Source organism: Prosthecobacter algae, from assembly GCF_039542385.1.
Taxonomy (GTDB): Bacteria; Verrucomicrobiota; Verrucomicrobiia; order Verrucomicrobiales; family Verrucomicrobiaceae; genus Prosthecobacter; species Prosthecobacter algae.
Map to the genome: position 1 here is coordinate 19035 of NZ_BAABIA010000008.1, position 13978 is coordinate 33012.

Sequence of the window (13978 nt, forward strand, 5' to 3'; positions counted from 1 at the left end):
CGGAAAGGCGAAACCCTGGAACCTGCGATCATAGCTTCCTTGACCTTTCCCCCCTCCGCCGTGACGCTGCGCCTATGCGCAACCCGGAACGGACCCACACCATGGCTGTCTTTTGTGACTTCGAGAATCTGGCCCTCGGGGTCCGGGATGCGAAGTATGACAAATTTGACATGGGCAAAGTGCTGGAGCGCCTGCTGGTGAAGGGCAGCATCGTTGTCAAAAAGGCCTACTGTGACTGGGAGCGTTACCGGGAATTCAAAAAGGCCATGCATGAGGCGGCCTTTGAACTCATCGAGATCCCGCATGTGCGCATGTCTGGCAAAAACAGCGCGGACATCCGCATGGTGGTGGATGCGCTGGACCTCTGCTACACCAAGGCCCACGTGGACACCTTTGTGGTCGTCAGCGGAGATTCAGATTTCTCTCCCCTGGTCAGCAAACTGCGTGAGAACAACAAGACCGTCATCGGGGTGGGAGTCAAAAACTCCACCAGCGACCTTTTCATCGGCAACTGCGACGAATTCATCTTTTACGATGACCTCGTCCGCGAGCAGCAAAAGCGCCGCAGCACCCGCCTGCCACGCGCACCACTGGCACCTGCCGCCAATGGCACGGAAGCCCGCCCCGAGGGCAAAACAGAGGCTAAACCCGAACCCCGCACCTCAGGCCGTAGCAGCAGTGCCGCCAAAACAGCGGCTGCAGCCACCAGCGCGCCCCCAGCAGAGCCTAAAAGCGCCCCGGCAGAGCCCAAAGCAGGGGGTGACCCCGAAAAAGCCATCGAAATGCTGATGGCCACGGTGGATGACCTGATCGGCGAACAAGGCGGCGACCAGGGAGTCTGGGGATGGAAGGTCAAAGAGACGCTGAAACGCCGTGCGCCGCAGTTTAGCGAGCGTTTTCATGGCTTCCGTTCGTTCAATGCGCTCCTGGAGGCCGCCGGCAAGCGTGGCTTGCTGGACCTGGTGTTCGATGACCGTTCTGGAGGTTACCGGGTACGCCCAGGGGCCGTGATTGAGGCTAGTGAAGTGGGTGGTTTGGGCGAGGAAGCCTAGGATTTCACCCGGAGAAAGAGGCCCAGGGCAGCCCGTGACAAGGGGCGGACGGCTTTCGGGCAGTCGCGCCAAGATTTTTCTCGCCTTTCAGGGCGCAGCTTTGTCTAATCGTAGCGTCGGCAGGTTTTTTCAGCCCGTCGGCGCATACATCATAATCCAAACCATAAACGCACTACTACCATGAAAAGAGCACTCCAACGAGGTTTCACCCTCATTGAACTCCTGGTGGTGATCACCATCATCGCGATCATCGCGAGTTTGGCGGTCCCCACATACAACCTCATCACCGTCAAAGCCAACCAGATGAAGGGATCCAGCAACTGCCGCCAAATCATCGGCCTGATGCTGACCTACGCCTCGGACAACAACGGTCTGTATCCGGACTCCGTCACGAACCCAACTACGGGCAGCGTGCCGCTGACCTCTAACGATGCTTTCCGCGCCCTGGTGCAGGAAGGTCTCGTCCAGGACGAAACGATCTTCGGCTGCCCCGGCAGCCGTTTCATGCCTGACAAAAACATCGGCATCGCGCCGACGTTTGACCAGGCCCTGATCGCCGGTGAAAACCATTGGGCCATGACCCAGGGCCAGTCGAACACCAGCTCGAGCATCATGCCGATCGTGTTCGAAAACCCAGCCGCTGCAGGCTGGCCTCCACAGTGGAACTGCGATGCCGCAGGCAAGCCCGTTCCAGGCCGTGCCTGGCAGGGTGGTACTATCATCATTGGCAAAAACGACGCCAGTGTTGAAACCGTGAAGCTCATGTCTGCACAGGGTGCATCTGTCGGTCCTCGCCTTCTGGGCAGCGGCTTTGACATGTTCACCATGGCCAGCCCTAACCAGCCCCAGCAGATCCTGAACATCGTGGTCTCCGGCACTGGCAGCTACACCGACCCGGGTGCAGGTGGTATTCCAGCCGCCCCAGCAGGCCTTCCTGGTGCTCCAGGTGGCCTGCCTCCAGCTCCTGGCCTTCCTGCCATGCCAGGTGCCCCTGGTGGCCTTCCGGCTGCTCCTGGCGGTCTGCCAGCACTTCCTGGTGCTCCTCAGCAATAATTGGCTGATCTGACCCGTTAGTTATCATCAACGCCGCCTGGTGCTCCCAGGCGGCGTTTTTTATTGCTGCACGGTCCCGTATTCCGCCTCTATGTTGGCCTCATGCTGTCTTCTCTGCTGCTCGAATGGAACTGGGGTACCGCTGCCCTGGTGGTCCTAACGCTCGCACTCAGCATCACGGCCCTGCTACATCTTCTCAGCCATCATCGGGACCACCGTTCCGCCGCATTCTGGGTGGCGCTGATTGTCCTCTCTCCACTTGTCGGGGCATGCCTTTACGGCCTTCTAGGCATCAATTTTGTCCGCCGCCGCGGGCAGCAGTACCGTGGCAGCATCGGCCCCGCTTACCGGGACCCACCGCCCACCTGCCCGCTGTTTGTGCATTCGGATCCCGTGCTGACGGAGCGTGACTGCTCCCTGGCCATGACGGTGGACCGCATTTCCAGGTTCAACTTTACCTCGGGCAATACGGTGGAGCCCCTGATCAACGGCGATGAGGCGATGCCCGCCATGCTCGCCGCCATTCGCGAGGCCAAGATCAGCATCGCCCTTTCCAGTTATATTTTCGAGGCCACCCAAATCGGGGCGGATTTCGTCGAGGCCCTCGCCGCCGCCCATAATCGTGGGGTAAAAGTCCGGGTGATGGTGGATGATGCTGGCACCCGCTATTCCTGGCCGCCCGTCACCCGAGAACTGGGCAAGAAGGGCGTGCCAGTGCGCCGGTTCATGCCCAATCGTTTCATCCTACGGCTGCTGACGATGAACCTGAGAAACCACAAGAAGATCCTCGTTGTGGACGGAAAGGTGGGCTTCACCGGCGGCATGAACATCCGTGAAGGCAACATGATCTCCCGCAATCCCGGCCACCCGGTGCGCGATCTGCACTTCCGTATCACTGGCCCCGTGGTGGGGCAGATGCAGCGTGTCTTTGCGGAAGACTGGCAGTTTTGCGCCGGTGAAGTCTTGAACGGCGAGACTTGGTTTCCTCAGGTGGCGGCCACGGGCGAAACCCACGCACTGGGCATCGTGGACGGTCCTGATGAGGACCTGGAGGTGATGCCGGTGGCCCTCTTTGCCGCGCTGAATGCTGCGCGCAACCGCGTGTGCCTGATGACCCCGTATTTCCTACCCACAGCCATCCTGATGGCGGCGCTGAAACTCTGCGCCACACGCCAGGTGGAGGTGACCATCATCACTCCCGCGAAAAACAACATCCCGGTCGTCGCCTGGGCTGCCCGCACCCTTTATCCCGAACTGCTGGAGGCAGGCTGCCGCATCTATGAATCGCCAGCACCTTTCGATCACTCCAAACTCCTGCTCATCGATGATGCTTGGAGCTGCATCGGATCCACCAACTGGGACCCGCGCAGCCTGAGGCTGAACTTTGAGTTCAATCTCGCCTGCCACTCCCCTGCCCTGGCCACCCGGTTGCACACCATTTTCGAAGCCAAGAAAGCCGAGTCCCGTGAAGTGACGGAAGCCAGCCTGCAAAACGCCCCCATGGCCATCCGGCTGCGCAACGGGTTCGCGCGGCTGTTCATCCCCGTACTCTGAACCAAGGACTTTCGGGGACTTGATCAGCGATAGACTTCGGCAAGTTCGCGGAGGAGTTTTTCGAGATCCGTGTAGTAGCGATCCTCGCCGAGTTTTTCGCGCTGCGTTTTCAGGGCTTCTAGGGCGCGTTCAAGGGTGTCGCGTTTTAATCGTTGGGCCTCGGTGAGCTTTTGTTCTTCTTCCGTTAAGACGAGGGCAATCTGGGCGGCGCGTGCCCCATCGGACTGGGGACTTTGTGCCTGCACCCCGACAAAGGCTTCGGCCCGCGTGCCTTGGCCGTCGGCGTTGTCTTCGAGGAGGGCGTGCTCGGTTGCCAGGCGGCCCTCTTTCTCGTAAAATTCGGCGGTCTGGTGGCTGGCGTGAAGGAAGGCTTCCAACAAGGAGACTTGCCGATCCTGATCCAGGTCTGCCTCGGGTAGGCCTGCGATGGCAGGGGCAAAGTGCTCGCCAAAACGGGTGTAGAAAACTTCGTCGGGCCCTTTGGTGGCGCTAATGAGGACGCGGTTTTTGCCGATGAGTGGGGGGAGGAATCCGGCGCTGGCGGAGGCGGTGTGGATGAGGATGAGTTCTTGCGTGAGGGGTTTGAGTTCCTCAGCCAACTGGCGGGCGCTGAGGTCGGGGCCCCGGAGATTGAACTTGGCTTCGCGACCGTCAAAGGTGCCGTGGCCGATGAGGACGAGCCAGAGCTGGCCAGTGGATTTGGTGCAGGCTTGCTGGAGGGCGGTGGTGAGCTGGGCGAGGTCGGACGGGGCGTCTTTCGCGGGGGTGTCCTGGCCGATGATTTGCAGCGTCAGCCCGGCTTTTTCGCAGGCCTGTTTCCAGGCGGTGACCTGGGCTTGGAAGAGTGGGGCGTATTCGTTGCTGCCGGGCGCACCGAGGGCCAGCAGCACCTGCACCTCCCGAGTGGGAAGCTGGGCGCTGAGAGCGGTGGCGAGGGTGAGCAGGAGGACGAGGAAGCGGGGCATGGGGCGGCAGGGGCAGTTTTCGGTTTTCAGTATTCGGTGTTCGGTGTTCGGTGAGTGGCGGACGGGGCTTGGGTTGGGGCGGACGGGTGCAGGCAGGAGTGCCCGCATCACTTTTGCATCCATTGTTAGGCGAGGCCATGGCGGCGGCGGAGATACCACTCTAGGGTGAGGAGGGCGAGGATGAGGAGGAAGAACCAGGGGGTGTGCCAGAGGGGGCTGCTGAGCGTTTCCTCCACAGGGACACGGATGTTTTTGAGCAGCTCGGGTAGCTGCGCAACATCGGCGAGGAGGAGGGCCTGGCCGCCGCTTTCTTTGGCCAGGTTTGTGAGCCATTCGGTGCCGGGTTTGAGGTGGGCAAATTCGGTAGTGAGGGGATCATGTGCCCAGCCGGTGGCGGGACTGCCTAACAATAAGGTAGGTGCGGCGGGTGTGCCTTCATTTTGTGCCTCTGCGGTGGGTGGGGCACGTACCTCCGCCACGGCGCGGTAGGGGCCGGGCTGGCGGGGATAAAAGTCCGCCTCGAAAAGGCCGGGCTCTTTCAGGCTAGGCTCCGCATAGAGGGTGGAAGTTTGGGCATCGGGCGTGGTGATGGCGATTTTGACGAGGGCGTCATCCAGAGGGATGAAGGCGCGGTCGCGCACGCGGACTTGCAGTTTGACGCGGTCGGCCTGCGGGGTGGCGGTGATCTGGAGGCGATCGGGCACGTCCACGACGAGGGAGCGCATCATCTGCCGCCAGGCGCGCTGGTGATCCTGGGCAGCGGCTTCATCGCGCAGGCCCCAGCGCCAGAGGTCGCCCACCATGAGGGCGCTGACGCGGCCTTCGCCAAAACGCTGGGCGGCGAGGGCGGGCAGGGCCTCCTGTTCATCGCTACTGACGGTGGCGAGGACGCTGGCGCCCGGCTTGATGGAGAAGGTCTGATTGACGGCCTGGAAGGCGGGCATTTGAGCCAGGCGTTTTTCATCCTCCTCTCGGTTAGGCCGCAGGCGGGTCCAGGGCTCCAGCCAGCCTTCGCGGGTGAGATTGAGCCGGGCGTTTTGGAGGGCGGGGGCCTGGCTGATCCGGTCGAGATACACGGGCAGCATGCGGCCGATGGGGGTGTGATCGTACCCGCCAGCCTGGTAACATTCCTGCCCGCCGAGCATGAGGAGAGCGCCGCCGCGTTCGCTGACGAAGCGCTCGATGAGGTTCATCTGCTCCTGGGTGAAGAAGGCGGCTTCGAGGTCATCAATGACGATGGCGCGGTATTCGCCAAAGAGGTCTTCGGGGGTTTTGGGGAAACCGTCGCTCAGTTCCTTGGCATCGCGAGTGCCCAGGCGGATGAGGACGGGCTGATCATACCGCTGGGCTTCGGCCTGCTGACCAAAGCCGCGAAACAGAGGGTTGCTGGTCTCGCCGGTGCGGCCCCGCCATTCAAATTTAGGCTCGCGCTTGGCGATGCGGATGAGGGAGGGCATCTGGATTTCATCATCGCCGAGGAGGGCGCGGCGCATGAATTTATACTCCCAGTTAGGCCGCCCGGAGACGTAGAGGATGCGGTAGGGGCCTGCGCCGCGATCCACGGAAAGGAGGCGTTCGTTGTTGGCGAGCGTGGCTTCTTTGGCGAGGGTCTTCCACTCGCCCTGAGGGAGCTTGGGCAAAAGATCGGCCTGGAGGACGAGGAGGCGGTAAAAGGACACGCCGGGCTTCACGGCGGGGACGCGCAGGCGGACGGTGTGCGCGGCGTCATCTTTGGTTAGGCGGAGTTTTTCGCTGACCACGGTTTTTCCGGCCTCATCGACGACGGCGACGGCAATTTCCTGACCGCTGAAGCCGTGCCCGGCGACCTGGGCGGTGAGGGTGATGGGGGTGTCCTCAAAGGAGGTCTGGGTGAGGCTGTGCTGGAGGAGGTGGAGATCTGGCTGTGGGGCGGCGCTACCAACCTGGACGGTGAAGATGGGGATGCGGGGCCCGGCGGGTAGGGGCGCAGTGGCGGGGGCATCGGTGGGGGAGCCATCGCTGAGGAGGACGATGGCGGCGACGCGGCTGCCGGGGCCGCCACTGCTCAGCGTGGTGAGGGCACGGTGCAGCTCTGACCGGGGGCCGGTGGAGTCCAGGCCTCGAAAGTCGGCCACGCTTTGCAGGCGGTCATCGGCCAGGAGGGTCTTGACGCGGAAGCTTTTTCCCAGTTCTTCGATCCAGGCGGGTGGGGTGGTTTGATCGGCATTTAAAGCGCTGCGGAGGTGGGCGGCGCGGGTGGGCTGGCCAGGCTGTTCGGCGATGCTGAGGGAGGCGCTGTTATCAGCGACGATGAGGACTTCGTTTTCACCGGTTTTGGGCTGGCGGCGGGTCGCGACAGGATCGGTGAGGCAAAGGGCGAGCAGGGCCCAGGCGGTGGCTTTGCAAGCAAAGGCGACCCAGCGGGAGGGGCCGCGCCAGGAGGTGCGGCGGTAGCCGAGGACGAGGAGGACCAGCGCGACGGCGAGGAGGCCGAGGGCGAGCGCGAGCCGCTCCGGGTGCTGGAGGGCGAGGTCAGTCATGAGCGACGGGAAAGGGGGCTTCGGTATGTCGCTGCCTGCGCCAGCAGGTGGTCTTAGAAAGTGGATAGGTCTGGGGCGAACGGAGGCGTGAAGGTTCAAGGAGTGACGGCGTCTCGCCGTCAGCTTGAGGCCAGGATGGCCTCACTCCTTGGGGGTCCAAAGGGCGAACGAGGGCAGTGGGGAAAAGGGTGCCATGCCCACGGCGTGACGCCGTCACTCCTTGAACCGTTTGGTCGGCGAGGTGGGATAACAAACGTGGCGTTGTCATGGATCGCAAAGTAATGGCTCGCGTAATGGCGGACGAGGGGTCAGTTGCCATGGCCGAGCTCCTGGTAGTAGCGTTTCACGAGGTCGCGGAAGGCGGGGGGGACGGGGTCGCGGTCCACGGGTACGGTGGGGTTGGCGGGGTCGCGTTTGGCGAGTTCTTCGGCCACGCGGTTGCGGAGTTCGACGAGAGGCTGGGTGATGCGCATGCCGAGGTGGTCGGACTGGGGTACGAGGTTGTTGCGCTCGTGGTCGATGCGGAGAGCGCGGGCGTTGTCGAGAACTTTGGCGGCTTCGTTGCGAAGCTGCGGCTGGGTGAGGAGTTCTTCGACGTTGCGGAGGCGATCAGTCCATTCTTGGTAACCGCTGCCGGTGAGGGGGCTGCGGTCGGTTTGCTCGGCGGTTTCGTCGAAGAAGAAAGCGCCGCCGCTGCGGTCGTTGCCGGTGGCCTGAGGGGAGCCGCTGCGGCGATCGTTGCCGGAGAGATTGCGGCCTGCGGAGGGGGTGGAGGCGTTGGCGTTGGCTAAACCGTTGCCACCCTTGTTGTTAGGGGGATTGCCTGGGCCGGTGGGTTGATTGGGGGCGTTGGGATTGGTGGGGGCGTTAGAGTTGGCGTTGCGGACAGGAGTGTCCGCGCTCCCCTCGGGCGTGGTGGCGAGACCTTGGCCGCCTTGACCTCCAGGTGGGTTTTGCGCGGTGGGATCTTGCGGGCCGTTGGCACCTTCGCCCGGTTTTTGACCTCTTTGACCTTGGGCCATTTGGGGGGCGGGGTTTCCGGGCGCGCCGTTGGGTTGTTCGCCTTTTTGGCCGCCAGCGGAATCTGGACTTTCACCGGGTTTGGGATTGTTTTCACCGGGGCCCTCGGCGGTGGCTTGGCCATCTTTTGAGTTAGGCTGGCCGGGTTGACCTTGCGGGTTTGGGGCGGTGGAGGTTTTTGGGTTGTTGGAGGCGGTAGAGCTTTCGTTGCGGACAGGCTGCGTAGCCGCGGAGCGAATGTCCGCGCTCCCCTCAGGGGCGTTCGCTGCGGTTTGGCGGCCTTGACCCGCTTGACCTTGCTGACCGTCTTGACCTTGCTGACCGTCTTGACCCTCTGCCTCCCCCTTCCCTTCCTCCTGCTGAATGCCTTCGATGAGTTTATCCAGCTCGCTACGGGCGAGGCGGAGGGATTCGGTTTCGCTGCCGAGGACGCTTTCGGCGGCTTTTTCGACGTTTTGCTGGAGCTGGGTGACGGTGGTGTTGGCTTGGCGTTCGGCGTCTTGGGCTTCGCTGCGGTTGCCGTAGCGGGATTGCAGCCGGGCTTCTTCGAGGTTTTCTTCCAGGCCCCCGGTCTGGGCGTCGCGCACGGCTTCGTAGAGGCGGCGGTGCAGCAGGGGGTTGTTGCCTTCGGCCTGCTCGCTGAGGCGGCGCATGTTTTCCAGCAGGTCTTTGACTTGGCTAGCTTGATCCTCGATCTGGCGGGCGATCTGGCTGCCATCGAGGACTTTTTCCAAAGCGGCGCTCGTGTCGCTGCCGGTCGTGGGGGTCTTTTGGTTTTCGAGGGCTTCGCTGATCTTTTTCTGGGCATCGGCCACGCTGCGGGCCTGCTGGCGCACCTGAGTCATTTCATCGGTGAAGCGTTTGGCGGTCTTTTGTTTGAAGTCCTCCTGCATGGCTTCGAGCTCGCGCTGGGCGCGGGTGGCAGCGTTGGCGGCTTCGGCCAGTTGCTGCTGCTTGAGTTTCTCCGCAGCCTCCATGACCTGCTCGCGCGTCTGCTCCAGTTGGTCTTTGGCCTCGGCGAGGTTGGCGGTGTTTTCGGAGGTGTCCATGCGCTCCTGGAGGTCGTCCACATCGCGGAGGAGTTGTTCTTGCTCGTCCTGTAGGCGTTTGAGTTGGTTGGCCAGTTCCTGTTTTTCTTCTTTGCTCTGGGCCTTCTCGAGTTGCTTTTGCAGCTCCTTCATTTTCTCAGCCAGGGCTTCTTGGCGGCGCGCCAGTTCCTTGAGGCGATTGAGGACTTGGAGGTTTTCTTGTTGTTCGGCGGTTTGTTCGGGAGTGGCTTTTTTCTCCTCCTCGTAGCGCTGTTCCTGCTGCTTGAGTTCCAGATTCATGATCTGGTTTTGCTTCGATTGTTCGGAGGCGCTGGCGCTCTGGCTGGGCTGGTTTTGGCGCATCACGCGGTGCTCGCGGCTCTGGGCGCGGTGCAGCCATTCGAGGGCGCTTTGTTCAAAAGTGAGGGCCTGATTCAGTGAGGCCCGTTTCTTTTCCTCAGCCGCCTGGGTAAGCGGGGCCTGGGCGTCCTTCATGCTTTTCCAGGCTTCGGTGAGGGTGTTGCGGATCTCCGGATCTTCGGCTTTTTCCATGAGCTCTTTGGTCTGCTCGAGAGCGAGATTTTGGGATTCCTGGACGACGCTGACATCGGGCGCGGCGGCCTCCATAGTGCGGCCTGCATTGGCATCGCGGATGAGTTTCCAGGTGGCGTTGACGATCTCTTTTTCCAGCTTCACCAGCTTGTCGAGGTCGGTCTCTTTTTTGGGTTCACCGGGCTCGGGCGGTGGGGCTTCGGCCTCGCGGAAAATGTCTTCAAAATGGCGGACATCGGCGAAAAACATGTCGCTCATGGCGCGGCGGACTTCGCCCTGGGGGCCTTTGTCTTCGGCCCAAAAGTGGTAACTCAGGAGCTGGCGTGGCTGCGCACTTTCATGCTCCAGGGCCAGCATCTCGCGCACGTCTTGTTTTTTCGCTGGGGCGGTGAGGCCGTGTTTAAAAACGACCTCCTTGCTCTGCCCAGCGAGGCTGAAGCTGACGCCGCTCTGGGTGACGCCGAGGTCATCCCACACCTTGGCCTCGACGGGGAGTTCCTGGATGGCGGAGACCTGGATGTCGCGCTTGGGGAAGACGACTTCGATTTTGGCGAGTTGATTCGCCTGCACCTTCACGCTGAGCCAGGGTGGGTTTTTATTGGCGCGCTCCTGCGCATCCACCAAGTGCAGGCGCCAGCGCTGGGTCTTTTCCGCCTTCATCGTGGCGGTGAGTTGGGTGGGATCGGTGGGGCTGGGTTTCAGGGGCAGGATGGTTTTGTCCTCGCCGAAGAGTTCGGCCTCTTTCACGGGGCCGCTGACCTGAAAGGCGAAGTCCAGGGTGCTGCCCTCCATGGCGGTGACTTTCAGGGTGTTCTTGATCTCCTTCACGGGCAGGCCGGTGTAGGCAGGTGGGGTGATCTTGACATCCGCCCGCACGAGCGCGGGATACACAAAGGTGGTTAGGCGATGCTGCTGGCTGCGACCGCCCTCGAACTCCACGTGATAATGCGCGTCCTGATCCACGCGGGCAATGAGGCCGCCGAAGACCTGGCCATCCACCGTGAGGCGCATGGGCAGGCGTTCGCGCACAGCGCCGTCCAGCTCGCTGACAACCAGGGTGGCCTCGGGCGGCACATCCTGGGCGAAGGTGGCCTCGACGATGACCCGGCTGCCGCGTTCGATCTCGACATCGCCCGGCGTGAGGGTGACAGAAAGCGTGAGCGCAGCGGCTGCTGCAGGCGTTTCTTTTTTGGCAAGCTCTTGGTTAGACTGGCGCTCCGCAATCCGGTCCCGATGCCAGAGGGTGGCGATGGTGAGCGTGAGGAAAAGGGCCAGGGTGCCCACGTAGTTCAGCCCCTGGACCCACCGCTGCTGGCGCTGGGTGATCACGGTGACCCAGTCCTGGCGTGCGCCCTGGTCCACCGCCTGTTCCAGCACGCGCTGGGTGAAGACATTGCGGCTTTCTCCGTCGGGGGTAGTGAGGTTTTCTGTGGCGGTGAGCAGCACGGCATTCAGCTCCGGAAAGCGGGACTCGACCAGCCGGGCGATGCTGCGGTGATCCCACTTTTTCCAGGGCTGCAGCCACAGGGACAGGAGGACAAAAAGGGTGGGCAGGGCCACCAAAAGGGCGAACCAGCCGAGGCTGCTGCGGGGCGTGAGATCCCCCGCGTGCAGCAGGGCGATGCCAGCGGCGCTGCCGAGGGTGACGATGGCGGCGTGGCGATGATTTTGGATGGCCCTCAGGTGTGCCTGCAATTCATCCAACTTGGCTTTGAGGATGTGGTCATTCATGGCCTGAAGGGGGTGGGGTGGACGTAGCTGCCAGCAGGTGGGGTTTGGGGCGAACGGGGCAGGAGAGAGCCGGGGCACCGTTTTTTTTAACAGGATTGACAGGATGACAGGATTAACAAGAGGTGTGTTTAGGGTCGAGCTTCGAGCGAGGCTGTAGGTGCCTGCACCAGCAGGTGGCCGTTGAAGATAGATGGGTTTGAGGCGTACGGAGGCGAGAGGGTTCAAGGTGTGACGGCGTCCCGCCGTCAGCTTGGGGAGGGTGCAAAGGGGGCGAACGGAGGAGACTTGAGGCGAACGGGTGCAGGCAGGAGTGCCCGCTTCACTTTGGGCGGACGGGGCAGCTTCATGTGGCGATGGGCTGGGGAGTGCGTTTTCTTCCGGCCAGCCAGGTCTCGGCGGCGAGGACGGCGAGAATGGCGGCGAGGAGCCAGAGCCACACGTGCTGGCGGCTTTCTTCTTCCTGGGTGGCGAGGCGTTCTTTTTCCTCTGGCTTCACGGGGGCGGTGGCGGCATCATCGGCGGTGGTGAGGGGCAGGCCCAGTTCGCGCAGCTTCGCAGGGTCCAGCGGGGTGATGCGGCTTTCCTCAGGCGGGAGGTTCACGGCGAGGAGTTGCGGGGGCTGGGTCTGCAAGGTGTAGAGGCCCACGCTTTCGGCGCGCAGGGGAGTCTCGGGCGTGGGTTTGAGCGTCTGCCCCTCCGGAGTGAGGATGGGGAGGCTGGGCAGGGCATCGCCCACCTGGAGAGAGGCGGCCTGCTCATGGCGGAATCCAGCCGCCTCCAGCCAACCATAGAGTAGCGGGACGAACTTGGTGGAGAGGGCCAGTTGGCTATCCGCCGGGTGCCAGCCGCTGGTGAGCCAGAGCAGCCTCCCCTGCCCCACGGCGGTGGTGAGCAGGGCGGGTGCGCCATTGTCAAAACGGGCGATGACGGGCACCTGGACCTGGGCGGGCCCGGTGAGGGTGAGGAGCCGATGTTTCCAAAAACGCAGCTTGGTGAAATCGCGCAGGCGGTCATCGGAAAAGGGGCGCAGCAGGGGCTGCGTGGCATCCACCTCCGCCAGCATGAGATAGTCGGCCGTGGGGCGGCCCGGGGCCACCTGCACGCTGCCTGCGGGCAAACCCGCCAGGGTGGTGAGATCGGCAGCCGAGGTGCCGTCCTCCACGACTTGCACGACCAACCCTCCCGCCTGGAGAAAGCTGCGCAGCGCAGCGAGCAGCGGTGGGGCGAGGGTGGGGATGGCGATGAAGACGATGTCGGTCCCCTCGGGCAAACTCGTGGCAGTGGCTGGCCTAACGGAAAGTTCAGGCAGGAGGGTGGCGGTTTTTTGCAACGCACGGCTGAGGTAAAAGAGGGGTGAGGCGGCCTGGTCGCGTGTGGTTTCTTCGCCAATGAAAAGGAGCTGCACGGGCCGGGGCTGGGGCGGGGCGATGAAGACGCGGTTGTCAAAGTCCCAGGCATCGCCACTCAGGCGCAGCACGCGTGCGCCCTCCCCGGCTGGGGGCACGGGCAACACACGGCTGGCCCCGGCAGGCAAGTAACCGCTGAGGGGCGCACCGCCGCCGGTTTCCCAAGCGAGGGTGTAGTCTGCCACCTGCGAATCCCGCGCGCTGCCGAGGCGGACGCGCTGGGTGGCGGTGGTGGCCAGGGGGCTGGTGGACGGCGCTGGGGAAGAGGGTGCTTCAGCCTCGGCGCGGGCGGCGGCGGCTTCATTGACAGCGGTGAGAGTGAGGGAGAAGTTATCCGCAGCGCGTGGCAGGGAAACTTGCTGGATTTTCACCCGGATGTTCTCCGGCCAGACGCGGCTGCGCAGGGCCTCAAGCTGGCTGCCTTCCTGAAAGTCCGTGATGAGGACGATGCTTTTGGTTAGGCCTGTGAGACCCGTTTCACGGCTGAACCAAGAGGCGGCCTGGGTGAGGGCGAGGCCGAGATCTGTCCCCGCCCAGCCGGGCTGGGTGGCCTGCAGACGCTGGCGGATGAGGGCGGCGCGACTACCTGCAGACTGGGCGTCTTCGGCGAGGGTCCAAAGGGGCGTGAGTTGATTATCCCAAACGGCCACGGCCACGCGGTCTGCCGGGGCGGTGGGCAGGGCCTTCAGCGTCTGCGCCACGGCCTGGGCCCAGAGATCACCCCGGCGCATGGAGGCGCTGCGGTCCAGCAGGAGGATGGTGGCCTGGTTTTGCCCGAGGGCAGTGGCGGCTTCACCCCGCCAGAGGGGCCGGGCGAACATGAAGGCGAGGAGGAGGAGGACGAGGCAGCGGAGGAGGAGCAGCAGCCAGTGCTCGAGACGGTGCTTGGAGACGGGCATGGGCGTCTGCGCGTCGAGAAACATGAGCGAGCTGAATTCCACCCGGTCCTGCGGCGGGCGCCGACGCAGGTGCATGAGGATGGGCCCCAAAACGGCGGCCGCCCCGAGCAGGTAAAGTGGAAAGAGCCAGATCATGGGGTGAAGGCCTCTAAAGGCCACTTAGACTTGGGCAAACGGGAGTCGAAAGAAAAAGGGTGCC

7 protein-coding genes are annotated in these 13978 nt (G+C 63.2%); 3 read left to right on the forward strand and 4 right to left on the reverse strand.

What is annotated here, in order from left to right:
• The first annotated feature begins 74 nt into the window (after positions 1-74).
• The 3 genes from ABEB25_RS18010 (at position 75) to ABEB25_RS18020 (ending at position 3659) form a co-directional block, all read left to right on the forward strand.
• Positions 75-1052 (forward strand): NYN domain-containing protein, encoded by a 978-nt coding sequence (locus ABEB25_RS18010; RefSeq protein WP_425572088.1) that lies wholly within the window; start codon positions 75-77, stop codon positions 1050-1052.
• 180 nt (positions 1053-1232) lie between these two features.
• The gene (locus ABEB25_RS18015; RefSeq protein ID WP_345737823.1) at positions 1233-2105 is read left to right on the forward strand and encodes a prepilin-type N-terminal cleavage/methylation domain-containing protein; all 873 of its coding nucleotides are present in this window, start codon (positions 1233-1235) and stop codon (positions 2103-2105) included.
• A 102-nt stretch (positions 2106-2207) separates the two neighbouring features.
• Entirely contained in the window at positions 2208-3659 is a 1452-nt protein-coding gene (locus ABEB25_RS18020; protein WP_345737824.1) for a phospholipase D-like domain-containing protein, read from the forward strand.
• A 23-nt stretch (positions 3660-3682) separates the two neighbouring features.
• Here the strand turns inward: ABEB25_RS18020 and ABEB25_RS18025 are convergent, their stop codons facing one another.
• From ABEB25_RS18025 to ABEB25_RS18040, 4 genes are all read right to left on the reverse strand, one after another.
• A complete protein-coding gene (locus ABEB25_RS18025; RefSeq protein ID WP_345737825.1) occupies positions 3683-4624 on the reverse strand; it encodes a hypothetical protein in 942 nt (313 codons plus the stop codon).
• Positions 4625-4749: 125 nt separating this feature from the next.
• Positions 4750-7143 carry a hypothetical protein gene (locus tag ABEB25_RS18030; protein ID WP_345737826.1) on the reverse strand — a complete coding sequence of 798 codons (2394 nt, stop codon included), beginning with the start codon at positions 7141-7143 and terminating at the stop codon, positions 4750-4752.
• A gap of 308 nt (positions 7144-7451) precedes the next feature.
• Positions 7452-11474 carry a hypothetical protein gene (locus tag ABEB25_RS18035; RefSeq protein WP_345737827.1) on the reverse strand — a complete coding sequence of 1341 codons (4023 nt, stop codon included), beginning with the start codon at positions 11472-11474 and terminating at the stop codon, positions 7452-7454.
• Positions 11475-11817: 343 nt separating this feature from the next.
• On the reverse strand, positions 11818-13914 hold the full coding sequence (locus ABEB25_RS18040) for a BatA domain-containing protein (protein ID WP_345737828.1): 2097 nt from the start codon (positions 13912-13914) through the stop codon (positions 11818-11820).
• Positions 13915-13978 lie beyond the last annotated feature (64 nt).

Bases quoted from the DNA above. Each gene is read 5' to 3' on its own strand.
- ABEB25_RS18020 (WP_345737824.1), top strand. From the start codon at position 2,208: ATGCTGTCTTCTCTGCTGCTCGAATGGAACTGGGGTACCGCTGCCCTG.
- ABEB25_RS18030 (WP_345737826.1), bottom strand. From the start codon at position 7,143: ATGACTGACCTCGCCCTCCAGCACCCGGAGCGGCTCGCGCTCGCCCTC.
- ABEB25_RS18025 (WP_345737825.1), bottom strand. From the start codon at position 4,624: ATGCCCCGCTTCCTCGTCCTCCTGCTCACCCTCGCCACCGCTCTCAGC.
- ABEB25_RS18015 (WP_345737823.1), top strand. From the start codon at position 1,233: ATGAAAAGAGCACTCCAACGAGGTTTCACCCTCATTGAACTCCTGGTG.
- ABEB25_RS18035 (WP_345737827.1), bottom strand. From the start codon at position 11,474: ATGAATGACCACATCCTCAAAGCCAAGTTGGATGAATTGCAGGCACAC.
- ABEB25_RS18040 (WP_345737828.1), bottom strand. From the start codon at position 13,914: ATGATCTGGCTCTTTCCACTTTACCTGCTCGGGGCGGCCGCCGTTTTG.
- ABEB25_RS18010 (WP_425572088.1), top strand. From the start codon at position 75: ATGCGCAACCCGGAACGGACCCACACCATGGCTGTCTTTTGTGACTTC.